Annotated in this window: 20 protein-coding genes; 11 read left to right on the forward strand and 9 right to left on the reverse strand. The window is 63.4% G+C overall.

What is annotated here, in order from left to right; all coding sequences use genetic code 11:
• The first annotated feature begins 1 nt into the window (after position 1).
• Genes ACWUKX_RS02520 through ACWUKX_RS02550 form a run of 7 tightly spaced genes read left to right on the forward strand, consistent with a single transcriptional unit; the run spans position 2 to position 8,216 of the window.
• Positions 2-859, forward strand: coding sequence for a carbohydrate ABC transporter permease (locus ACWUKX_RS02520; protein ID WP_095518160.1), 858 nt, complete (start codon positions 2-4; stop codon positions 857-859).
• 5 nt (positions 860-864) lie between these two features.
• On the forward strand, positions 865-1,983 hold the full coding sequence (locus tag ACWUKX_RS02525) for an ABC transporter ATP-binding protein (protein ID WP_456003506.1): 1,119 nt from the start codon (positions 865-867) through the stop codon (positions 1,981-1,983).
• Positions 1,980-3,104 (forward strand): ABC transporter ATP-binding protein, encoded by a 1,125-nt coding sequence (locus tag ACWUKX_RS02530; protein ID WP_029355254.1) that lies wholly within the window; start codon positions 1,980-1,982, stop codon positions 3,102-3,104. The genes ACWUKX_RS02525 and ACWUKX_RS02530 overlap by 4 nt, the downstream gene beginning before the upstream one ends.
• The gene (locus ACWUKX_RS02535) at positions 3,104-4,657 is read left to right on the forward strand and encodes an FGGY family carbohydrate kinase (protein ID WP_456003509.1); all 1,554 of its coding nucleotides are present in this window, start codon (positions 3,104-3,106) and stop codon (positions 4,655-4,657) included. The genes ACWUKX_RS02530 and ACWUKX_RS02535 overlap by 1 nt, the downstream gene beginning before the upstream one ends.
• 10 nt (positions 4,658-4,667) lie before the next feature.
• Complete coding sequence (locus ACWUKX_RS02540) at positions 4,668-5,708, forward strand: 2-hydroxyacid dehydrogenase (RefSeq protein WP_456003512.1); 1,041 nt, start codon at positions 4,668-4,670, stop codon at positions 5,706-5,708.
• A 49-nt stretch (positions 5,709-5,757) separates the two neighbouring features.
• Entirely contained in the window at positions 5,758-7,275 is a 1,518-nt protein-coding gene (locus ACWUKX_RS02545; RefSeq protein ID WP_456003515.1) for a glycerol-3-phosphate dehydrogenase, read from the forward strand.
• Entirely contained in the window at positions 7,275-8,216 is a 942-nt protein-coding gene (locus ACWUKX_RS02550) for a sugar phosphate isomerase/epimerase family protein (protein ID WP_456003518.1), read from the forward strand. The genes ACWUKX_RS02545 and ACWUKX_RS02550 overlap by 1 nt, the downstream gene beginning before the upstream one ends.
• Positions 8,217-8,430: 214 nt before the next feature.
• Here the strand turns inward: ACWUKX_RS02550 and fba are convergent, their stop codons facing one another.
• Positions 8,431-9,495 carry a class II fructose-bisphosphate aldolase gene (gene fba, locus ACWUKX_RS02555; RefSeq protein WP_029355262.1) on the reverse strand — a complete coding sequence of 355 codons (1,065 nt, stop codon included), beginning with the start codon at positions 9,493-9,495 and terminating at the stop codon, positions 8,431-8,433.
• 292 nt (positions 9,496-9,787) lie between these two features.
• Between fba and ACWUKX_RS02560 the strand changes: the two genes are divergently transcribed.
• From ACWUKX_RS02560 to derI, 3 genes are all read left to right on the forward strand, one after another.
• Entirely contained in the window at positions 9,788-10,555 is a 768-nt protein-coding gene (locus tag ACWUKX_RS02560) for a DeoR/GlpR family DNA-binding transcription regulator (protein ID WP_456003521.1), read from the forward strand.
• Between the two features lie 110 nt (positions 10,556-10,665).
• The gene (locus ACWUKX_RS02565; RefSeq protein ID WP_456003524.1) at positions 10,666-11,424 is read left to right on the forward strand and encodes a triose-phosphate isomerase; all 759 of its coding nucleotides are present in this window, start codon (positions 10,666-10,668) and stop codon (positions 11,422-11,424) included.
• A gap of 124 nt (positions 11,425-11,548) precedes the next feature.
• Entirely contained in the window at positions 11,549-11,992 is a 444-nt protein-coding gene (gene derI, locus ACWUKX_RS02570; protein ID WP_456003527.1) for a D-erythrulose-4-phosphate isomerase, read from the forward strand.
• Here the strand turns inward: derI and dhaL are convergent.
• The 8 genes from dhaL to oiaX form a co-directional block, all read right to left on the reverse strand.
• Positions 11,989-12,627, reverse strand: a complete 639-nt coding sequence (gene dhaL / locus ACWUKX_RS02575) for a dihydroxyacetone kinase subunit DhaL (protein ID WP_456003529.1) — start codon at positions 12,625-12,627, stop codon at positions 11,989-11,991. The genes derI and dhaL overlap by 4 nt on opposite strands.
• Before the next feature lie 11 nt (positions 12,628-12,638).
• Positions 12,639-13,646 (reverse strand): dihydroxyacetone kinase subunit DhaK, encoded by a 1,008-nt coding sequence (locus ACWUKX_RS02580; RefSeq protein WP_456003532.1) that lies wholly within the window; start codon positions 13,644-13,646, stop codon positions 12,639-12,641.
• Between the two features lie 286 nt (positions 13,647-13,932).
• On the reverse strand, positions 13,933-16,221 hold the full coding sequence (locus ACWUKX_RS02585; RefSeq protein WP_456003535.1) for a xanthine dehydrogenase family protein molybdopterin-binding subunit: 2,289 nt from the start codon (positions 16,219-16,221) through the stop codon (positions 13,933-13,935).
• 9 nt (positions 16,222-16,230) lie between these two features.
• Entirely contained in the window at positions 16,231-17,217 is a 987-nt protein-coding gene (locus tag ACWUKX_RS02590) for an FAD binding domain-containing protein (RefSeq protein ID WP_456003537.1), read from the reverse strand.
• Between the two features lie 3 nt (positions 17,218-17,220).
• Entirely contained in the window at positions 17,221-17,880 is a 660-nt protein-coding gene (locus tag ACWUKX_RS02595) for a 2Fe-2S iron-sulfur cluster-binding protein (RefSeq protein WP_456003540.1), read from the reverse strand.
• A gap of 90 nt (positions 17,881-17,970) precedes the next feature.
• The gene (locus ACWUKX_RS02600; RefSeq protein ID WP_456003543.1) at positions 17,971-18,855 is read right to left on the reverse strand and encodes a helix-turn-helix domain-containing protein; all 885 of its coding nucleotides are present in this window, start codon (positions 18,853-18,855) and stop codon (positions 17,971-17,973) included.
• A gap of 169 nt (positions 18,856-19,024) precedes the next feature.
• On the reverse strand, positions 19,025-20,359 hold the full coding sequence (locus tag ACWUKX_RS02605) for a four-carbon acid sugar kinase family protein (protein ID WP_456003545.1): 1,335 nt from the start codon (positions 20,357-20,359) through the stop codon (positions 19,025-19,027).
• 3 nt (positions 20,360-20,362) lie between these two features.
• Complete coding sequence (gene oiaX, locus ACWUKX_RS02610; protein ID WP_456003548.1) at positions 20,363-21,613, reverse strand: 3-oxo-isoapionate-4-phosphate decarboxylase OiaX; 1,251 nt, start codon at positions 21,611-21,613, stop codon at positions 20,363-20,365.
• A gap of 142 nt (positions 21,614-21,755) precedes the next feature.
• On the opposite strand from oiaX, the gene ACWUKX_RS02615 reads away from it, so the two are divergent.
• Positions 21,756-22,469 (forward strand): transcriptional regulator NanR, encoded by a 714-nt coding sequence (locus ACWUKX_RS02615; protein ID WP_292508340.1) that lies wholly within the window; start codon positions 21,756-21,758, stop codon positions 22,467-22,469.
• Position 22,470 lies beyond the last annotated feature (1 nt).

Here is a 22,470-nt window from a genome sequence, read left to right on the forward strand (position 1 = left end):
GATGGAACACACCTCGCTTCTCGAACGCATCCTGCGCGGCATAGCGCTGACACTGGTCGTGATCTTCTTCATGTTCCCGATCGTCTGGATCCTAATGATGTCGTTCCAGACCAACGAAACCATCTTGCGGATTCCGCCACAGCTTGTCTTCAAGCCGACGCTGGCCAACTACACCGCGCTGATCACCGGAAAGCTGACCACGGCGGCCGGCACGCTCGACATCGCCTTCATGCGCAACCTCTGGAATTCGGTGTTCCTGTCGGTCACCTCGGTCGCCGTCGCGCTGCTGCTCGGCGTTCCGGCGGCCTACGCCTTTGCACGGCATAAGTTTCGCGGCTCGGAAGACATTGCCTTTACGCTGCTGTCGTTCCGGTTCGCGCCCGCGCTGCTGGTGCTCCTGCCGCTCACCCTCTATTTCCAGAAGCTTGGACTGGCCAACACCTATATCGGACTGATCTGGGTCTATCAGCTGATCTGCCTGCCGCTGATCCTATGGATCGTGCGCGGCTATTTCGAGGACATCCCGGCCGACATCGAATATGCCTATCGCATCGCCGGCCATTCCTGGTTCGCCACCTTCCGCAAGATCGCGCTGCCGCTCGCCGGCCCGGGCATTGCGGCTGCCGGCCTGCTCGCATTCATCTTCGCCTGGAACAATTTCGTCTTCGCGCTCGTGCTCGCCTCGGCCGACAAGCAGCCGGTGACAGTCGGTGCGCTGGCCTTCATCACCTCCTCCGGCATCCAGTATGGCCAGATCTCGGCGGCGATCGTGCTTTCGATCACGCCGACGCTGGCGCTTGCCCTCTATGCGCAGCGCTATCTCGTCGAAGGCCTGTCGCTTGGCGCGGTAAAGGGATAGTTCTCATGGCCAGCCTCGAACTGCGAAACGTCGTCAAGCGCTACAAGAGCCAGACTGTCCTCGACAATCTTTCGCTGACCGTCGCCGACGGCGAAACCCTGGTCCTGTTCGGACCGTCCGGCGCCGGCAAGACGGTGCTGCTGCGGCTGGTCGCCGGTGTTATCGACCCGGACGAGGGAAAGATATTCATCGGCGGCGAGGACATGACCGATCTTGACGCCGAGTTCCGTGGCGTCGGCATGGCGTTCCAGAATTTCGCACTGTTTCCCCATATGACCGCGTTCGACAACATCGCCACGCCGCTTCAGGCCAAGCGTTCGTCGCAAAGTGTGATGAAGGCGGGCGTCGAGAGCGTCGCCAAGCTGCTCAAGATCGGCCATGTGCTCAGCCACAGGCCACGGGCGCTGTCCAACGGCCAGAAGCAGCGTACCGCGCTCGCCCGCGCTCTGGTCGGCTCGCCGCCGGTTCTCCTGCTCGACGACCCCTTGCGCAACGTCGATGCCAAACTGCGCTTCGAAATGCGGCTCGAATTGCCGAGGCTGCTGGCCGACCGTGGCGCAACCGTCGTCTACGTCACCCAGGACTACAAAGAGGCCATGGCGCTCGGCGATCGCATCGCGGTGATGTCGCAAGGCGTCATCAAGCAGCTCGGCACACCCGAGCAGATCTATCGTGAGCCGGCGAACATCGAGATCGCGCGGCTGTTTGGCGACCCGACCATCAACCTGCTCGACGTCAAGCCGTCGCGCGATGCCAAGGGCATCTATGTCGGCCTGTCGAATGTCCAGGTTCATCTGACGGGTGCCTATGATGCGACGGTCGGCCGCGACTGCGTGATCGGCTTACGGCCCGAAGCCCTGAGCTTCGTCGACGAAGGAACGCCCGCTGCCATTCCGGTGACGGTCGAGGCGGAGACGCCGCTCAATGAAAAGATCGTCACGCTGGTGCGCACCGTGCGCGGCCGTGAAATCCTGGTCTCCCGGCCGGCCGGAACACCGGGTCAGACCGAGGGCAGGGCTCATATCGCCGTCGACGGCAAAAGCGCCCTGCTGTTCGATCATGCGAGCGGCAACAGAATCGGCGCCAGGAACGTCGTCAATTTGCGCAGCGGAGAAGCGGCATGATCCCGAGCGCACTCACCATTTCCGGCGTCGATAAGTTCTACGGTCCGATCGACAGGGGCGTGCACGCCGTCCAGAACCTGACGATGGAAATCGGCAGGGGCGAGATCGTCGCATTGCTCGGCTCGTCCGGCTGCGGCAAGACCTCGACATTGCGCATGATCGCCGGTTTCGAGGAGGTCTCGCGCGGCACCATCTCGGTTGCCGGCCGCAAGGTGCACACGCTGCCTCCGGTCAAGCGCAATGTGGCGATGGCGTTCGAGGGCTATTCGCTCTATCCGCCGCTGACCGTGCGCGAGAACATGGCGTTTGCGCTGAAGGCGGCCAAACTGCGGAAAAGCGACGTCGATGCGAAGGTTGCCAGCATCGCCAAGCTGCTCGAGATCGAGGACATTCTGGAGCGCTATCCAAGCTCCATCTCCGGCGGCCAGCAGCAGCGCGCCAGCCTCGGCCGGGCGCTGATCCGCGAGGCAGATCTTCATCTGCTGGACGAACCGATGGGCCAGCTCGAACCGCAACTTCGCGCCGTGCTGCGCGGCCGCATCAAGCACTTCATCAAGGAGCGCGGCTTGACCGCGATCCTGGTCACCCACGACCAGACCGAGGCCAATGCGCTTGCCGACCGGATCGCGGTCATGGAAGGCGGCGTGCTGCAGCAATTCGACACGCCCGACATGCTCAAGCAGCGGCCGGCCAACCTGTTCACCGGCACCTTCGTCGGCGAGCCGCCGATGAATGTCTTCGAGGCCTATGTCGGCACGGCTGCCGACAAGATCAATCTGCGGCTGCCCGACGGACTTTCGCTCGACTATGACAAGGACGCGTTCAGCGGCTCGGTTCGCGACGAATTGCTCAAACGGCAGCGGGTCGTCATCGGCATAAGGCCTTACGCGGTTCGCCGCTCGAAGGACGGCGTGCCGGCAACGGTTTCAGCCAACCAGTGGCTCGGCGACCAGACGCATATCGCGGCGGATTTCGCCGGCGGTTCGCTCGTTCTGGTCGAACATGATCGGACCCGGCTGGAGCTTGGCGCGCCGATCAATATCAGCATCGATCCGAAAAACCTGCACGTCTTCGATCAGTCCAGCGGCATGGCCATTTCGCACGGCATGGAGCTTGCCTGATGCGGGATGTGCTGATCGGCATCGACGCCGGCACGTCTGTCATCAAGTCCGTCGCCTTCGACACGGCGGGCAGGCAGCTCGCGGCCACGGCGTTGCCGAACCGGTATGAGACCTTGCCGGGCGGCGGCGCCGAGCAGGATCTGGCGCGCACCTGGGCCGATACCGTGACCACCTTGCGCCGGCTTGCCGACAAGGTGCCGGACCTTGCCAGCCGCACCATTGCCATCGCCGTGACCGGGCAGGGCGATGGCACCTGGCTGATCGACAAGGAGGGTGAGCCGGTCGCGAAGGGCTGGCTGTGGCTCGACGCGCGCGCTGCCGCGATCGTCGAGGAGATCCGCGCGCGGCCCGATGACCGGCTCCGTTTCGAAAAGACCGGCAGCGGGCTGGCCGCCTGTCAGCAGGGGCCGCAGCTTGCCTTCATGAAGCGCAACGCGCCTGACATGCTTGGCAAGGCGGCGACGGCATTCCATTGCAAGGATTGGCTCTATTTCAACCTGACCGGGGAACGCGCCACCGATCCGTCGGAGGGGACCTTCACCTTTGGCGACTTCCGCACTCGTGGCTATTGCGACGATGTGCTTGAGGTGCTCGGCGTCGCTGATCTCAGGCATCTGCTGCCGCCGATCGTCGACGGCACCAGGCATAGCGCCGGCCTCTCGGCGACGGCTGCCGAGGGGACCGGGCTGCTTTCCGGTACGCCGGTGGTGCTGGCCTATGTCGACGTGGCCTGCACCGCGCTCGGCGCCGGCCTGCTCGACCGCGAGCGCAAGCCCGGCTGCTCCATCATCGGCTCCACCGGCATGCATATGCGGCTTGCGGAGACACCGGACGAGGTGCTGCTAAACGAGGCGGCGACCGGCTACACGATGACGATGCCGACGCCCGGCGTCTTTGCGCAGATGCAGTCGAACATGGCGGCGACACTCAACATCGATTGGGTCCTTAGCCTCGCCTCCGGCATTCTCGCCTCGCAAGGCATTACGCGCACCAATGGCGAGATGATCGCGCTGGTCGATCAGTGGATATCCGTATCCGAGCCGGCCTCGCTGCTCTATCAGCCCTACGTGTCGGAGGCCGGCGAGCGGGGGCCGTTCGTCGATGCCAATGCCAGGGCCGGTTTCGTCGGCATTTCGTCGCGGCACGGTTATGCCGACATGGTCCGCGCCGTTTTCGAGGGGTTGGCATTCGCGTCGCGCGATTGCTACGCCGCCATGGGGCCGCTGCCGAGCGAGATCCGGCTGACCGGCGGTGCGGCCAGAAGCCCGGCTCTGCGCAAGATCCTGGGCGCTGTCGTCGGCGCCGACATTCGCACCAGCCAACGCGAGGAAGCCGGTGCGGCGGGCGCCGCGATGATCGCTGCGGTTTGCGTCGGTCAATACAGGTCGATGGACGAATGCGTAGGCGAATGGGTCACGCCGCTGCTTGGCGCGGCGGAACCGCGCGACCGAAAACTTGCCGCGATCTATGAGCGGGTGGCTCCGTCCTACACATTGGCGCATGAGGCGCTGCGGCCGGTCTGGCGGTCGATGGCCGCATCCAGGGCAAACTGAGAAGTCGAGCATGCGTAAGAAGATTGCAATCATTGGCGACCGCTTCATGCTTCCCGAAGTGTTTCGCGAGAAAATCGAGAAGGCCTGCGGCGACAATCTCGACATTCGCACCCTTGAGGCGGCCTGGCCCGACGAGCCGATGGAATTTGGCGATGCGGCGCTCGGCCTCGACAAGGTCAAGGAGTATTTTGGCGATCCGGACGAGGTGGTCGATTTCATCGGCGACGCCGAGATATTCGTCACCCAGCTTGCGCCGCTCTCCGAGATCATGATGCAGCGCCTGCCCACACTCAAACTGGTTGCGGTCTCGCGCGGCGGCCCGATCAACATCGACATGGCTGCCGCCAAGGCCCACGGCATCACCGTCGTCAATGTGCCCGGCCGCAATGCAAGTGCGGTGGCCGAGTTCACCATCGGTGCCATCCTTGCCGAGACGCGGCTGATCCGGGTCGGGCACGAAGCCTTGCGCAAAGGGGAATGGCGCGGCGATCTCTACCGGGCCGACCGCACCGGCCGCGAGCTCAACGAAATGACCGTCGGCGTCATCGGCTACGGCAATATCGGCACCAAGGTTGTCCGCCTGCTGCGCGCGTTCGGCTGCCGCATTCTGGTCACCGATCCCTACGTGCAACTGAGCGCCGAAGACCGCAATGCCGGCGTCGAACTGGTCGCGCTCGACGATCTCCTGTCCCGCTCCGATGTGGTCACGCTTCATCCCCGGGTGACTGAGGAGACCCGCAGACTGATCAACAAGGACACCATCGCCCGAATGAAGCCTGGGGTGATCTTCGTCAACACGGCGCGCGGGCCGCTGGTCGACTACGACGCGCTTTACGATGCGCTCGTCTCAGGCCATATCGGCAGCGCGATGCTGGAGACGTTCGCGGTCGAGCCGGTGCCTGCGGACTGGCCACTGCTGCAGCTTCCGAACGTCACGCTGACGCCGCATATCGCCGGCGCATCAGTGCGCACGGTGACCTATGCGGCCGAGCAGGCGGCCGAAGAGGTGCGCCGCTTCATCGCCGGGCTCCCACCGGTCAATCCATGCTGAAGGTCGCGGCAGCCATGAAACACAATCCAGGCACCGAGGACCCGGCGAGATGAGCGGCGCCACTGAAATCGTCGACCTCTTCGTTATCGGCGGCGGTGTCAACGGCGCCGGCATCGCGCGCGACGCAGCCGGCCGCGGCTTGTCCGTCATTCTGTGCGAGAAGGACGATCTGGCCGAAGGCACCAGTTCGCGATCGGGAAAGCTCGTCCATGGCGGCCTGCGCTATCTTGAATATTACGAATTCCGGCTGGTGCGCGAGGCGCTGATCGAGCGCGAAGTGCTGCTTGAATCCGCTCCACACATTATCTGGCCGATGCGCTTCGTGCTGCCGCACAGCCCTGACGACCGGCCGGCATGGCTGGTCCGGCTCGGCCTGTTCCTCTACGATCATCTCGGCGGCCGCAAGCGGCTGCCGGCCACCCGCACGCTCAACCTGCGCACCGCGCCCGAAGGCGCGCCGATCAAGGATGAGTTCAAGCGCGGTTTCGAATATTCCGATTGCTGGGTCGACGATGCCCGTCTCGTCATCATCAATGCGCTCGATGCCGCTGAGCGCGGAGCCAAGATCCTTGCCCGGACCGCCTGCATCGCCGCCCGCCGTGAAAACGGCCTGTGGTCGGTCGAGATGCGCGACAGCCGAACCGGCGTGACGACAACGGTTCGGGCACGGGCGCTGATCAACGCCGCCGGTCCCTGGGTCAACGACATCATCAACCGCGTGGCCGGCCAGAACTCCAAACGAAATGTGCGCCTGGTCAAGGGCAGCCACATCGTCGTGCCGAAATTCTGGGAGGGGCGGCAGGCCTATCTCGTCCAGAACAACGACAAGCGCGTGATCTTCATCAACCCTTACCAGAACGATCTTGCGCTGATCGGTACCACCGACATCCCCTATGACGGGCGGCCGGAAGATGTGAAGGCTGATGGCAGCGAGATCGACTACCTGATCAAAATCGTCAACCGCTACTTCAAGCGCGAACTTGCCCGCGACGATGTCATCTACTCGTTTTCCGGCGTCCGGCCGCTCTATGACGACAACGCCGACAACCCCAGCGCGGTAACGCGCGATTATATTTTCGAGCTCGACGCATCGGCAGGGCAGGCGCCGTTGCTCTCCGTCTTCGGCGGCAAGATCACCACCTTCCGCAAATTGGCCGAGCACGCGCTGGATAGGATCGCCCCGTTCTTTCCGAAAATGGGCACGCCATGGACATCGAAAGGCTATCTGCCGGGTGGCGATATCGCTAATGCCGACTTCGAGCAGTTTCTCGGCGATCTCGGCCGCGAATATCCCTGGATGCCGGCATCGCTGGTCAAGCATTATGGCCGGCTCTACGGCACCAGGACGCGCGTTCTGGTCGGTGCGGCCAGGTCAGTCGCCGATCTGGGGCGGTGCTTCGGCAATGATTTTTTCGAACGCGAAGCCAATTATTTGTTCGAATATGAATGGGCGCTGACCGCTGCCGACATTCTCGAACGGCGCACCAAGCATGGGCTGCATCTGTCCGCCGCAGAAAGAGCCGCCTTCGAGGACTGGTGCGCGAGCCGGCTGGTGAAAGCAAGCTGATGGCCTTTACGCTTTCTCTCAACACCAATCCGCTGGTCAACCGTTTCGCCGAACCGGACGATCTGATCGATGCGATCGCTTACGACATCGGCATCCGGGACGTGCAGCTCACGCATGAATTCGTCAATCCCGGCTGGCCGGCGGCGACGATCTCGAAATTCATCCGCCTGTTCCGCAACGCGCTCGACCGCACCGGCGTGCGCGTGACGTCGGGGATGACCGGCCCTTATGGGCGGCTCAACCATTTCGGCCATCCGGACGCCGATGTGCGCCGCTACTATGTCGATTGGTTCAAGACCTTTGCCGACATTTCGGCCGAGCTCGGCGCGACCGGTATGGGGACCCAGTTCGCTATCTTCACGCACAGGGATTTCGACGATCCCGAGCGCCGCGCGCGGCTGTTCGACATCGCGCTGGAATGCTGGCGCGAGGTCGCCGAGCACGCCAAAGCGGCCGGTCTAACCTATCTGTTCTGGGAGCCGATGTCGGTTGGGCGCGAATTCGGCCATACAATCGACAGCTGCCGGGTACTGCACAACGAGATCGAGGCAGCCGGCATGGCCATCCCGATGAAGATGATGGTCGACATTGACCATGGCGACGTGACGTCGAGCAACCCGGCCGACATCGACCCCTATGCCTGGGCCGAAGCCTTCCCCAACGTATCGCCGATCATCCACGTCAAGCAGTCGTCGATGAACAAGGGCGGTCATTGGCCGTTCATCGCCGCCTACAACCAGGACGGCCGCATCACGCCGGAAAAATTCCTGGGGACGGTTCGCCGCGGCGGCGGCGTCGACAACGAGATCTGCCTCGAACTGTCGTTTCGCGAACGCGAGCCGGTCGACCACCAGGTCGTCGCCATGATCCGCGAGTCGGTCGACTACTGGGCGCCGTTTATCGAGACCGGCAGGGCGGCGATTTTGCCACGAACAGAGTAGAATCGGCGGGGGAAATAGCTTTGAACGAATCCCCCTCACCCGGATTGCCAACCGAATTGCAAATGCAATTCGGGGCAATCCGACCTCTCCCCGAGGGGAGAGGAGTTCGCCGGCACTGGTGCCGACCTCTTCTCCCCAGCGGGGAGAAGGTGGCCGCGAAGCGGCCGGATGAGGGGGAGCCTCGCATGCGAGGGCAGGAGTGCTTGGTCAGAACTCAGCCGAATTTCGGATCGAGACTGCCCGACTTGTAGCGCTTGGCCATTTCCGAGACCGGCAGCGGCTTGATCTTGGGAGCGTTGCCGGCGGTGCCGAACTGCTCGAAGCGCTCCTTGCACAGCTTCCTCATGGCGGCCATAGCCGGCGTCAGATACTTGCGCGGGTCGAATTCGCTCGGGTTCTCGGTCAGCACCTTGCGGATCGCGCCGGTCAGCGCCATGCGGTTGTCGGTGTCGATGTTGATCTTGCGCACGCCGTGCTTGATGCCGCGCTGGATCTCCTCGACCGGCACGCCCCATGTCGGCTTCATCTGGCCGCCATATTTGTTGATGATCTCCTGCAGCTCTTCCGGCACCGAGGACGATCCGTGCATGACGAGGTGCATGTTGGGCAGGCGGCGATGGATTTCCTCGATCACGTTCATGGCCAGAACAGCGCCGTCCGGCTTGCGCGAGAATTTATAGGCGCCGTGGCTGGTGCCCATGGCGACGGCCAGCGCGTCGACATGTGTGTCCTTGACGAACTGCACCGCCTGTTCCGGATCGGTCAGCAACTGGTCGTGGCTGACAGCGCCTTCGACACCGTGGCCGTCTTCCTGTTCGCCGCCGCCCATCTCCAGCGAACCGAGCACGCCGATCTCGCCTTCGACAGAAACACCGCCCCAATGCGCCATGTCGACGACGCGGCCCGTGATGCCCGAATTATAATCGTAATCGGCCGGCGTCTTGCCGTCCTCTTTCAGCGAGCCGTCCATCATCACCGAGGTGAAGCCATACTGGATCGCGGTCACGCAGGTGGCCTCGTTGTTGCCGTGGTCGAGATGCATGCAGACTGGAATATCTGGATGGATCTCGACCAGCGCGTCGATCAGCTTGGCCAGCACGACGTCGTTGGCATAGGCGCGGGCGCCGCGGCTCGCCTGCAGGATAACAGGCGATTTGGTCTCCTCGGCGGCCTCCATGATGGCGAGGCCCTGTTCCATATTGTTCATGTTGAACGCAGGCACGCCATAGCCGTGTTCGGCGGCATGGTCGAGCAATTGTCTCAATGTGATGCGAGCCACCCAATAGTCTCCCGTATTTGATTTCAAGCCTATGGTTGCGAGCCGTTCGTTCGTCGTTCAGCCCACTGATGCTTCTGGCCGGATTTCCGGAGAACCGCAACCTTTGGCCATGCCGCCGGGGAGCAATTCTTGTTACAGGACAGCAATCAGAAGCGAGTAATATCCCAAATAAATGTAACATCATCACAAAAAATTTGGCGCATGCGCGATTTACTCTGTTATAATGGTTTTTGGGCTCGCCTTTCCGCCACGGCGGATTCGCAGCGGACCGGATCAGGAAACAGGCTGGACTATGAAGAGCGACGGCCGGCGGCAAGGCATCATGGATTTTCTGATGGACACTGGCACGGCCAGTGTCGATGAGCTTGCCTCGCGCTTTGGCGTGTCGAAGATGACCGTCCATCGCGACCTCGACGAGCTTGAGGAAAGCGGCTTCCTGCGCAAGGTGCGCGGCGGCGCCTCGATCCAGCCGAGCGGCCTGTTCGAAAGCGATTTCCGCTACCGTCAGAAGCAGGCCGGTGAGGAGAAGCAGCGCCTGGCGGCTGCCGCCGTGGCGATGATCGAACCGGGCCAGACGGTGATCATCGACGACGGCTCGACGGCCGGCGGCATTGCGCGCCACCTTGCGGATCTCCGCCCACTGACGGTGATCTCCAACAATCTGGCCGTCATCCAGGATCTGGCAGGCGTTGGCGGGATCACCCTGATCGCGCTCGGCGGCCAGTACAGCAAGAAGTTTCACGGCTTCTTCGGCCTGCTTGCCGAGGACACGCTGAGATCGTTGCGCGCCGATGTGGCCTTCCTGTCGTCGTCTGCCATCCACGCCGCTTCCGCCTTCCACCAGGACCAGGAAGTGGTCCATACGAAGCGGCTGATGATGGCCGCGGCCGCGCGTAAATATCTGCTGGTCGATCACGGCAAGTTCGGCCGCACGGCCCTGCATTTCCTGACCGATCTCAAGGCGTTCGACGCCGTCTTCACCGGTTGTGAACTGGGACCGCAGATGCGCGAGGCGTTGGATGGCGCCGGTGTTTCGCTAACACTAGTCGAGAAGGACTAGACCATGATCCCGAAAAGTGGGAACCGGTTTTCGGAAATGATCATGGTCAAAGAAGAAGATAGAGCCCCATCCCGCTACGCGGGATGGAACAGGCTCTAGAAGGAGGACGCATGGTTTACTGGGTCGGCACAAGCTGGAAAATGAACAAGACGCTTGCAGAGGCGACTGAATTCGCCAAGGCGCTGGCGGGGTTCGTCCCCGGTTTCGACGACCGTATCCAGCCCTTCGTCATTCCGCCCTTCACGGCGGTCCGCGAGGTCAAGAATGCATTGGCGACGACACGGGTCAAGGTCGGTGCGCAGAATATGCATTGGGCCGACGCCGGAGCCTGGACCGGGGAGATCTCGCCGGTGATGCTGACGGATTGCGGGCTCGACCTCGTCGAGCTCGGCCATAGCGAACGGCGCGAGCATTTCGGCGAGACCGACAGTGCTGTCGGCCTGAAGACCGCGGCGGCGGTGCGGCACGGGCTGGTGCCGCTCATCTGCGTCGGCGAGACATTGGCGCAACGCAACAGCGGCCAGACCGATGCGGTGCTGGCCTTGCAAGTGCATGGCGCGCTGCAACACCTCGAAGGCCAAGCAATGGCGGCGACGATCCTGTTTGCTTACGAGCCGGTCTGGGCGATCGGCGACAAGGGCATTCCGGCAAGTGCGGGCTATGCCGATAGGCAGCAGGCGCTGATCAAGAAGATCGCCGGCGATCTTCTGCCGTCCATACCGCCGGTGCTTTATGGCGGCAGCGTCAATCCGCAAAATGCCGCCGAGCTGATCGGCCAGCCTCATATCAACGGGCTGTTCATCGGCCGCTCCGCCTGGCAGGCGGAAGGTTATATCGACATCCTCGGACGTGCCTCGGCGGCGATCTAGAGCATGATCCCGAAAAGTGGAATCCGGTTTTCGGGATCATGCTCAAACAAAAGATAGAGCCCCATCCCGATTCCATCGGGATGGAACAGGCTCTAAATCAATCGAACAAGGAAAGGATACGACCATGAAAATAGCCATTGGAGCCGACAGCGCCGGCAAGCCGTTGCTCGACGTCATCGCCGCGCATCTCGCCACCAAACCCGGCCTCGCCGTCAGCGACCTCAGCCAGGCAGGCTACTATGCCGACCTGTCGCAGAAGCTCGCCCAGACCATCGTCGACGGCGAGAACGATCGCGGCATCCTGTTTTGCGGCACCGGCATCGGCGTTTCGATCTCAGCCAACAAGGTGCCCGGCATCCGCGCCGCACTCACCCACGACACCTACTCCGCCGAGCGCGCTGTGAAATCCAACAACGCTCAGATCATCACCATGGGCGCCCGCGTCATCGGGCCGGAACTGGCCAAGTCGATCGTCGACGCCTGGCTCGCATCGGAGTTCGACGAAAAGGGACCGTCGGCCGGCAATGTCCAGGCGATCGACAGGCTCGATGCGGCGAAGCTGGGCTAAGCCAGGCTTTTCCGTATAGCGCTGATGACCGTGACTGCCGATGCGGCGCCAGGATCCATATGTCCGAGCGACCGCTCGCCAAGCCGCGACGAGCGACCCTTCGCGGCGATCATGTCCTTGGTCGCCTCCGCACCCCGTTCGGCTGCTTGAAGGGCGGCTGCTAGGCTTTCGGACAGGGTCTTGCCGGCGGCATGGGCAGCGGCGGCGGCTTGCGAAGCCGGCACCCAGGCGTCGACCATCGTCTTCTCGCCGATCTCGGCCTTGCCGCGATCCTGGATGCCTTGCGCCATCGTCTGGAACAGGGCGATGAAATCGGCACCCGCCAATGTCGCCTTGCCCTTGACGGCGGCCGCACCACGCATGAAGGCCGTCGCATAGAGCGGGCCTGACGAGGCACCGACGGCATTCAGGAACGATTTCGCCGCGGTGTTGAGGAGAGCCGTCGGCTCGATCGCCGAAAGGTCCAGCGGCGCCAGCGCATCGCGCACCGCGCCGAAGCCGAGCGCCATGGCGATGCCATGATCGGCGTCGCCGATGACGCCGTCGAGCTGACAGAGCCTATCCTTGTCGGCATCGATCGCCACCGCGATCGCATCGAACATTCTTTTCAAGCCGGCCGTATCGATCGATGTCATGGATGCTACTTTCAGCCGGCGCGGAACATGGCGCAGTCGCAAGGATGGTCGAGCATCGTCTGCAATTCGGCGTCGAGATGCATCAGCGTCACCGAGGCGCCGGCCATTTCGAGCGAGGTGCAATAATTGCCGACCCAGGTCGCGTGAACCGACACTCCGATGTCATCCAACCGATGCTTCACGCACCGGTTCATGATGTAGAGCTCCATCAGTGGCGTCGAGCCGAGCGAATTGACGAGCACGGCGACCTTGTCGCCGCGTGCCGGCGCCATTTCGTCGAGGATCTTGTCCAGCATCTCGTCGGTGATCTCGTCGGCAGTTTTCAGTTTCCCGCGCGCGGTGCCCGGCTCGCCATGAATGCCCATGCCGATCTCCATCTCGTCCGGTCCGATCTCGAAATTCGGCCGGCGGGTCTGCGGCAGCGAACAGGGCGACAGTGCCACGCCCATGGTAAAGGTGTGATCGTTGGCCTTCCTGGCGATGCGCTCGCATTCATCGAATGACAGCATCCGGTCGCAGGCTGCACCAGCGGCTTTGAAGATGAAGAAATTGCCGGCGACACCACGCCTTCTGCGTCTCTGGTCTCGCGGCGCCGATGCCACATCGTCAGTGGTCAGCACGGTGCGCACCTCGATGTCATCCATCGCCGCCATCTCGGCGGCCATGTCGAAATTCATCACGTCGCCGGCATAATTGCCGTACATGAACAGCACGCCGGCGCCGCCGCTGGCCGCCTTGGCGCATTCGAGGATCGGGTCGGGCGGCGGCGAGGCGAAGACATTGCCGATCGCGGCCGCGTCGGCCAGCCCCTTGCCGACGAAGCCGAGGAATGTCGGCTCGTGGCCGGAGCCGCCGCCGATGACGAGGCCGACCTTGCCCTGGCGAGGTCCATCGCGGGCGATAATCGAGCGTGGGCTGCCCGCCGCGCTTTTGAGATGGCGGGGATGCGCAGCCAGGATGCCTTCCAGCATCTCATCGACAGTGCGGTTGCCGTCGTTGACGATCTTCTTGGTCTGCACCTGCATCCTCCCGAGTTTCGTATTTTCGCAGATAGTACAGCGTGTTACCGGGATTTCTACCCGGCGACGGACATTTCAGCGGCGATACGTTCCCGCGCGGCCAGGATCTGCATGCAGGCATTGGCTGCCTCTTTGCCCTTGACCTTGAAGTGCTCGAAGAAGTGATGGTCCGCGCCGTCATGGTAGTTGTGCGAAAGCAGGGACTTTTACCGCCGCGCTGAGAACCTTGACGACGTTCCGACCTGATCGCCCTTGAGGGCAAGGGAGGAGCTGATAACTTGCAGCGTTAAATCGCGATCAGGGGCAAGGCAGGCAGCAGCTTGTCCAAGGTGATGGGAAATTCACGCACCCGCACGCCGGTCGCGTTGTAAATGGCGTTGGCGACTGCAGCCCCCGCACCGCAGACGCCGAGCTCGCCGAGGCCCTTCGCGCCAAGTGGATTGGCCTTGTCGTCATGCTCCTCGAGGAAGACGACCTCCATGTCGGGAACGTCGCCGTTGATCGGGACGTGATACTCGGCAAGGTCGTGATTGACGAAGTGGCCGTAGCGCCGGTCGAGCACCGTCTGCTCCATGAGCGCCGCACCGATCCCCCAGGTCATGCCGCCGATGATTTGCGAGCGCGCGGTCTTGGCGTTGAGTATACGACCGGCGCCCATCACAGCCAGCATCCGGCGCATGCGGATCTCACCGGTATCGCAATCGACTGCGACCTCGGCGAAATGTGCTCCATAGGAATGCTGCGAGTAAGCCTTGTATGACTGGGTGGCGGCGCCGGCGGCTACGGAGCCTTCGGCCTCGAACCCGTCGGGAGCGATCCGCCGGATGAGGTCAGCCAGGCCTGCCGACTTCTGGCCGACCCTGACCTCGCTGTTAGCAAAGCTTGCCTCGGTGGCGTTCGTACCACGCAACGGTGAGGCCTCGCTCGACTGCGCCGCCTCCAGGATTCGTTCCTTGAGGGCATTACAGGCATTGTGCAGCGCCGAACCCGCGCTCGCGGCGCCCCAGGACCCGCCTGAGCCGGCGGTCCGCGGGAAGCGGCTGTCGCCAAGCTCCACTTTGATGGACGAGATCGGCAGTCCGAGGCTGTCCGCTGCGATCTGGGTCAGGATCGTATATGAGCCGGTCCCGATATCCGTCATGTCGAGCCGCGCCGTCACCCGACCGTCCCGGTCGATCGCAACCCGCGCCGTCGCCGCGCCGATGTAGTTCGGACGGATCGCCGCCGCCATGCCGTAGCCGATGAGCTTGCGGCCCTCTCGGGTGCTGCCCGGCGTCGGGTTTCTCCGCTGCCAACCGAAACGGCGGGCGCCTTCCTCCATGCAGGCGACGAGGTTGCGGGTGGAGAACGGCACGCCGCGCTCAGGATCCTGTACCGGTTCGTTGCGGATCCTGAGTTCGATCGGGTCCAGGCCGAGCCGCTCGGCGAGCTCATCCATGGCGCATTCGAAGGCCAGCATGCCGGGCGCTTCGCCCGGCGAGCGCATCCATTCGCCACGGTTGACATCAAGCGGAACCAGTCGATGGCGGGTGACACGGTTCGGCGCCGCATAGAGCGAGCGGGCAAAAACGGCCGTTTGCTCGCAGTACTCCTCGAAGCTGGACGTTGCCGACCAGACGTCGTGCGCGATCCCGGTGAGCCGCCCGTCGGCGGCCGCGCTGAGACGTACCTGTTGGATCATTTCTGCGCGGTGACCGGCATTGGCGAACATCTGTTGTCGCGTCAGCGCGATCTTCACGGGACGCTGCAGGACCTGCGCTGCAAGTGCGGCCAGGATCGTATCGGCGTGGGCAATCAGCTTGGAGCCGAAGCCTCCGCCGATGAACGGGCTCACGATGCGCACGCGCTCGGGCGGGATGCGGAGCGTGCTGGCGACCCCCGCCCGGAAATTCGCTAGGGTTTGCGCCGATGTATGGATCGTCAGCTCGTTGCCTGACCAGGCGGCGAGCGTCGCATGGGGCTCCATCGGATTGTGATGTTCGAAGGGCGTCCGGTAAGTGGCATCGATCCTGACCGGAGCCGCCGCAAAGGCGCTCTCGAAGTCGCCGATCACGCTGTCGGTCTCGAAGCCGGCATTAGTCCGCTTTGGTGCGTAGGCGTCGGCCACATGCGCCGGCAGATCGTAGAGGCCCGGCTCCTCGTCGTAGCGCACTTTGATGAGGCCGGCAGCAGCGCGTGCCGCCTCGAAGGTCTCTGCAACGACCAGCGCGACGGGCTCGTCGTAATAGCGCACCCGCTCGCTGTTGAGCGCGGGCCGGGCGCGGGTGAAGACCCCCGGCACTGTCGGCGTGACCGCCGGGCCGAAATCCGGTTGAGCCGGCGCATTGCGGTGCGTCATGACGAGCAGCACTGCCGGCGCCCGTTCGGCTTCGGCCGTGTCGATCTCGGCGATGCGCCCCTTGGCGACAGCGGCGCCGAGAATATAGCCATAGGCTGCACCCTCCAGCGCATTCTCGTAGGCGTAGGTGGCACCGCCTGTCACTTTGAGCGGACCGTCGATGCGATCGATTGGGCGCCCAATGATGCCGGTGCGTGTTTCGGAAGGACGGTTCCCTGAGGTCTTCGTCTCTGTCATCGTGTCACCTCACGCACTTTCGACGGCAGCAGCGAGCGTGTGCCGCATCGTCCGTTTCGCCAGCGGGATCTTGAAATCATTGCCGCCATGCCCGACGGCTCCGGCGAGCGCGGCTTCGGCCGCATCGGTAAAGGCGCCGTCGGACGCCGCGGTTCCTGCGAGCGTGCGCTCCGCCTCCGTTGCGCGCCAGGGCTTCGCTGCCACGCCGCCCATGGCGATCCGAGCGCTTCGGATACGATCGCCGCTTTTCTCGACGATTGCTGCCACCGACACCAGGGCGAAGGCGAAGGAGGCACGGTCGCGCACCTTGCGGTAAACCTGCCGGCCGGGCGGCGGCGGCGGCAGGGTGACTGCGGCGATCATCTCGCCGTGGCCGAGCACCGTCTCCACATGAGGCGTCGCCTCGGGCAATCGATGGAAATCGCCGATCGGGATCTCGCGGGTCTCATCGCCGGGCGATATGGTCTCGATCCTGGCGTCGAGCCCGGCCATGGCGACCGCCATGTCGGAGGGATGGACCGCGATGCAGGCTTTGCTCGCGCCAAGTACGGCGTGCATGCGATTGAAGCCCTGAAGCGCCGCGCAGCCCGAACCCGGCTCGCGCTTGTTGCAAGGCATGTTGCGATCGTAGAAGTAGGGGCAGCGTGTGCGCTGCAGGAGATTGCCGCTGGTCGAGGCCTTGTTGCGTATCTGGCCGGACGCTCCCGCCAGCAGCGCTTGCGTGAGCATCGGGTAGCGTGACCTCACCCGTGGATCGGCGGCGAGATCGCTGTTGCGGACCTGGGCGCCGACCCGAAGCCCGCCTTCCGCCGTCTCCTCGATCCGATCGAACGGCAGCCGGCTGATGTCGACGAGATGCGCTGGGCGCTCGATCTCGAGCTTCATCAGGTCGAGCAGATTGGTGCCGCCGCTGATGAACTTGGCGCCCGGCCGGGCCGCAACCGCGGCGGCTGCCTGCTCGGCATTTGCCGCACGTTCATAAGTGAAGGACTGCATTGCTCACGCCTCCTCTGCCGCGTCGCGGATTGCAGCGACGATGTTCGGATAAGCGGCACAACGGCAGATGTTACCGCTCATCCGCTCGCGGATCTCGGCATCGCTGAGAGCGACAGAAGCCGCCGCCACGTCCGCGCTCGCGTGGCTCGGCCAGCCGGCCCTGGCCTCGCCCAGCATACCGACCGCGGAGCAGATCTGGCCCGGCGTGCAATAGCCGCACTGGAAACCATCGCGGGCGACGAAGGCGGCCTGCACCGGATGCAGCCGGTCACCCTCGGCAAGGCCCTCGACCGTGGTGATCTCGTCGCCTTCATGCATTGCGGCAAGCGTCAGGCAGGAATTGATCCGGCGCCCGTCGACCAGCACCGTGCATGCGCCGCACTGGCCGTGGTCGCAGCCTTTCTTCGAGCCGGTGAGACCGAGATGGTTGCGCAGGGCGTCGAGCAGCGTCGTCCGCGGGTCGAGTTCGACGGCAAAATCCTTCGCGTTGATCCGCAGGGTCATCGGCATCGTCGGTACCGGCGTGGGCGAGGCAGCCGCCGTGACGCTGTCGGCCGGCTCGGCGTCAACTGGTATACCGGTAGCCAGGAGCACGCCGGTCGCCACCCCGCCCTCCAGCACCATCCGACGAGTCGGCCCGCTCCTGTTGTCTGTTCTGGCCATGCATGATCTCCCAGTCGCAGTTCTGTCACTCATCGACACTGGAGGTGGGGGTGCGGCCGGCGGCTTTCTTTCAAGAAACCGGCGGCAATGTCAGGATTCCGGAGAAGAATTCACCCGATAGGCCCGAGGCGTCATCCCCCTGAGACGCCGGAACGTCGTGGTGAAGTGGCTTTGGCTTGAAAAGCCGAGCCGAAAGGCAATGCTACCGATCGACAAACCCGTTTCGCGCAGCAGCATCTCCGCTCGCCGCACGCGTTCCTCGATCACATAGGCATAGGGTGCAAGGCCGGTCGTCGCTTTGAAACGACGCGCAAAACTGTCAACGGCCATGCCCGCGACGGCTGCCAGCTCGCTTAGCGAAACGTCGGAATGCATATGTGCATCGATGTAAGCCCGAACTCGACCAAGCGCCCGACGGCTGAGGCAGCCGTGACGCAGAGAAGGATGTTGATCCCGGTTCAGAATGGCCACGCGGAGGCTGACGAGGGCGACCAGATGCTCGACATAGGCAGTGTCCGGCTTGTGGCCGAGTGCCATCTCGTCGCGAAGCGAACTCAGCAGCGTCGCGATCACCGCGTCTTCCTTGTTCACCAGGATCGGCAAATCTCTCAGGCGTTCGCATCCGGGAAGCCCGATATCGGGATCGATCCATAAGGCTGAATAGGAGAGGTTTACATCGCGATAGAAGCCGAGCCGCTCCGCGCCTGCGGGGACGAAGGTGAGGGCTCCGGGACGATCCATTCCGTCGTAGAGGGATCTTGCCTCGTGCCGGATAGATGTATGGGACGTTCCGCCTTCTTCGGTCAGCACGATCAGATGATGAGGGGCTGTCCAGCGGAGTTCCGCCTCCCGGCACGCCCACCGCCGATTGTCGAATACAATCGAGGAGCTGCCCCACGACGCGGTCTGCAGGGTCTCCGATTTCTCTTCCTGGCTCCGAACCCGTCCGTTACCAAGCAACGGTCTGAATGACATCGCGGCATCCCGCTCGCTGGTTCACTCGCGGAGCCTCAGCTCCGGCTTGAGCGCTGTGCGCCGCCCCGCCGCTACGCATACGGCGGCTTATGTGGGACAGGCATCGTGCGTTGGTAACCGCGCCGTGTTCAAGAAGTCGTGAGATCAGGAAAATCCAGCGCGCCTCCTGTCAATCACTGAGCCCATCGCGAATGGCGCAGAAATAGCGATCGGTTCCGACCTGTCCGCCCTTGAGCGCAACTTCCAGCCCATCGATCGTCTTGACGCGCGAGTGGGCGACGCAGAGCGGCGAACCTGGTGAGGCGGGCAGCGGCATCCGCACCGTCAGCGCATCGACGCCCATCTGGCCGAGGGCATGGCTCGACGTGTCGCCGCCGGCGATGACGACGCGCTGCAACTTTTGTTCGATCGTCAGCTCGCGAAGAAGTTCGCCGAGGCCGCGACCAAGCTTGTGGCGGGCGCCTGCCTGCCGGTCGATTTCGGCGCCGCGGTCGGCTGCTGGTCCAAGCGCCGTGTAGAGGACGACGCTGCGCCCGGCCTCCAGACTGGCGCGACCGCTTGCTGCCGCACGAGCGATCGCCTTGTCGGAATCCTCTGAGACCAGTTCGACAGGGTCCACCTCGACCCCGTCGAAACCGTCCGTCAAAGCATGCCGGATCTGTCGTTCCGTTGTCGGCGAACAACTGCCCGAGACCACCGCGATCCGGTCGGCCGCGCCCGGCGGCGAAAAGCTGGGCTCGGCACTGACGGTATGGTTCGAAGCCCATTCGGCCAGCAGCGCATATTCGATCCCGGAAGAGCCGACGACGAAATAGCCGCCCTGCGAGCGAACGCGCCATATCTCCTTGCCGGCAAGCGCCTGAGTCTCGCGGCTGTCGACGTCCAAAAGCACGATATCGCTGCCATTTTCGGTCAGCCGATCGAACACTTCCGATCGGGACGCTGACTGCAGCGTCGCGAGGTCGACCAGCCCCGAGGTGAGGTCTGTCTGGCGCGACAGATGGATCAGCAAATCGGATTCATCCATCGGCGTGGTCGGATGGCGGCTCATCACGGGATGGCGATCAATACGGAAGTATTTTTCGCGGTAGGCCGCGAACAGATGGCCGAAGGCGGTGTAGCGCTTGAGCTGCGGCGCGCCGACCACCAGCGGCACGCTGTCTTGGCTGAACACCGAGCGGCCAATCTCGATCGCCCGGCCGATGCTGCCGATCGCCGGGCTGGAATCGAAAGTCGAGCAGACCTTGTAATGGCAGATCTCGGCGTTCAGGGTCTTCAGCCAGGCCAAGGCGCCCCGCAGATGCGTGTCCATCCATTGCGGCGTCTCGCTTCGGCTAGTGCCGGCCAGGCCGACTACACGGCAATGCCGGAACCGCGAAAGCAGGGCCTCGTCGGGCTGGCGCATGAACAGCACGGTCGGCACGCCGCCGAGCTCGAGCGCCTCCATGACGTCGGTCGAGCCGGTGAGATCATCGCCATAGTAGCTGAGAAGCAGATTTTGCATGGGTCAGGCTGCTTTGCCGTCGCCGAATTTCTCGATCGATCCCGCCAGTTCGGGATGGGTCAGCGCGAACTCCGCCAGCGGGATACCATCGACCGCCGCCTGCCAGGCTTGCTGCACGGCGCGCACGCCGGCACCCGGCCCGTCCGGATGGCTGACGATGCCGCCGCCGCAGAGATAGAGAAGATCGACCGTTCGGCCGGTTCGCCGGTAGGTTTCGGGGGCCTGTCCGCCCCACTGGCCGGAGCCGGCGACCGGCAACGCGCAATCATCAGGCGAAAAGATCGGCGTGGTCACCGCCTTGAAGGATTCGACGAATGACCAGTCCGGCTCCCAATATTTCGAGGCGATGCCATTGATCTGGAATTGATCGACGCCGAGCAGCCGCCAGAACTGCTGCCAGACCTTGAAATTCATGCCAAGCCCGGGGTGACGGGTGAGGATATCCCAGCCGTTACGGTGAGCGTGGATCACCAGGCTGGAACGCTTTCTGAGGAAGGCCATGCCGCCGAAACCAACGGAATTGATGTTGACCACGGCGCAATTGCCGCTGGCCTTCGCCACCAGATCATGGTTTCGCAGCATCTCGTCAGGGTCGGCATGCGAGATGCCGAAGGCATACATCACCTTCTTGCCGGTCTTCTGCTCATGGTCGAGGACAAGCGGCATGATTGCCTTGACCCGCTCCGACAGAGGCGAATAGGCCGGGCTCATCAGCTTCTCGTCGTCCTTGATGAAATCGACGCCGGCGGCGATCAGCTCACCTACCATCTCCGCCGTTTCGTGCGGCCGAAGCCCCAGCGCCGGCTTGACGATCGTCCCGATGATCGGGCGGTTCTCCACGCCGGTCAGTCGGCGGCTGCCGGTGACGCCGAATTGCGGACCAGGATGGGCGCCACGATAGTCCTCCGGCAGTTTCATGTCGACGACGCGAATGCCGGACAGGCCCTTGATCGAATAGGCGCCGCCGATGGCGATGGTCATCAACGCCGAAAGGTCTGTGCCGATGGCATCCAATGGAAACGCGATGTCGACATCCGCGCGCCTGAAAGGCCCGTCACCGGTTTCGGGAAGGGACGGGCGATCGGCGTCCGGCAGATGCCGTATCGCCAGGACGCGTGCAGCCACCCGCGCCTTGAGCTCTTCGGTCTCGCCGGGCAGCGCGACGAAGGTTCCGGTCGACTGGTCGCTGGCGATCTTGGCCGCCAGCGCCTCGATGCTCGCCGAGGTCTCGATGCGATAGGTGAGGGTAATCATAGTTCGAAAAAATTTCCCTGATCTTCGAAATCTGGTATAATGAGTACATAAGCATTGCAAGCGATATCCTGCCCGGGAAGGCATTCTGGAATCATGGGTGACAATGCTAAATAAACACCGGCCAAGGGAGTGATTCGCGACGATGAACCGTTCGGAGCCGATCGTCCGGCGCAAGCTTTCCGACGAAGTGTTTTTGAGGCTGAAGCGCCTGATTACCAGCGGCGAATTGCAGCCGGGCGACGACATGCCGTCGGAGCGCGAGCTGATGGAACGCTTCGAGGTTGGCAGGCCGGCGATCCGCGAAGCGATGCAGGCGTTGAGCAATATGGGTCTCGTCGCGATCTCGCATGGCGAGCGGGCGAAAGTGCTTCAGCTGACCGCCAAGTCGATCATCAAGCAGGTCGACGGCGCGGCCAAGATCATCCTGTCGTCATCGAAGGACACGCTGGAGCACCTCAAGAACGCCCGCATCTTCTTCGAGCGCGGCATGGTCAGGGAGGCCGCCGAAAAGGCCACAGCAGAGGACGTTCAGCGGCTGCGGGCAACCGTTGCCGAACAGCGGAGCTTTCGCGGCGATTCCGAGGCCTTCATATCCGCGGACATGAAGTTTCATACCCAGATCGCGGCAATATCCGGCAACCCGATTTATGTCGCGGTCAGCGAAGCGATGCTTGGCTGGCTGAAGGAATATCACACCGAGATGCTGATCTGGACCGGCAAGGAAAACTTCACGCTGACCGAGCACGAAGAGATCATCGGGCGCATCGAGCAGAAGGATGCGGACGGAGCCGAGAAGGCGATGATCAAGCACCTCGAGCGCTCACGCGCGCTCTACGTGATGAATTCCGGCAACTGAT

Source organism: Mesorhizobium sp. f-mel, assembly GCF_053850215.1.

Coding starts and splice junctions, on each gene's coding strand:
- ACWUKX_RS02520 (WP_095518160.1), top strand. CDS start 2: ATGGAACACACCTCGCTTCTCGAACGCATCCTGCGCGGCATAGCGCTG.
- ACWUKX_RS02525 (WP_456003506.1), top strand. CDS start 865: ATGGCCAGCCTCGAACTGCGAAACGTCGTCAAGCGCTACAAGAGCCAG.
- ACWUKX_RS02530 (WP_029355254.1), top strand. CDS start 1,980: ATGATCCCGAGCGCACTCACCATTTCCGGCGTCGATAAGTTCTACGGT.
- ACWUKX_RS02535 (WP_456003509.1), top strand. CDS start 3,104: ATGCGGGATGTGCTGATCGGCATCGACGCCGGCACGTCTGTCATCAAG.
- ACWUKX_RS02540 (WP_456003512.1), top strand. CDS start 4,668: ATGCGTAAGAAGATTGCAATCATTGGCGACCGCTTCATGCTTCCCGAA.
- ACWUKX_RS02545 (WP_456003515.1), top strand. CDS start 5,758: ATGAGCGGCGCCACTGAAATCGTCGACCTCTTCGTTATCGGCGGCGGT.
- ACWUKX_RS02550 (WP_456003518.1), top strand. CDS start 7,275: ATGGCCTTTACGCTTTCTCTCAACACCAATCCGCTGGTCAACCGTTTC.
- ACWUKX_RS02560 (WP_456003521.1), top strand. CDS start 9,788: ATGAAGAGCGACGGCCGGCGGCAAGGCATCATGGATTTTCTGATGGAC.
- ACWUKX_RS02565 (WP_456003524.1), top strand. CDS start 10,666: ATGGTTTACTGGGTCGGCACAAGCTGGAAAATGAACAAGACGCTTGCA.
- derI (WP_456003527.1), top strand. CDS start 11,549: ATGAAAATAGCCATTGGAGCCGACAGCGCCGGCAAGCCGTTGCTCGAC.
- dhaL (WP_456003529.1), bottom strand. CDS start 12,627: ATGACATCGATCGATACGGCCGGCTTGAAAAGAATGTTCGATGCGATC.
- ACWUKX_RS02585 (WP_456003535.1), bottom strand. CDS start 16,221: ATGACAGAGACGAAGACCTCAGGGAACCGTCCTTCCGAAACACGCACC.
- ACWUKX_RS02590 (WP_456003537.1), bottom strand. CDS start 17,217: ATGCAGTCCTTCACTTATGAACGTGCGGCAAATGCCGAGCAGGCAGCC.
- ACWUKX_RS02595 (WP_456003540.1), bottom strand. CDS start 17,880: ATGGCCAGAACAGACAACAGGAGCGGGCCGACTCGTCGGATGGTGCTG.
- ACWUKX_RS02600 (WP_456003543.1), bottom strand. CDS start 18,855: ATGTCATTCAGACCGTTGCTTGGTAACGGACGGGTTCGGAGCCAGGAA.
- ACWUKX_RS02605 (WP_456003545.1), bottom strand. CDS start 20,359: ATGCAAAATCTGCTTCTCAGCTACTATGGCGATGATCTCACCGGCTCG.
- oiaX (WP_456003548.1), bottom strand. CDS start 21,613: ATGATTACCCTCACCTATCGCATCGAGACCTCGGCGAGCATCGAGGCG.
- ACWUKX_RS02615 (WP_292508340.1), top strand. CDS start 21,756: ATGAACCGTTCGGAGCCGATCGTCCGGCGCAAGCTTTCCGACGAAGTG.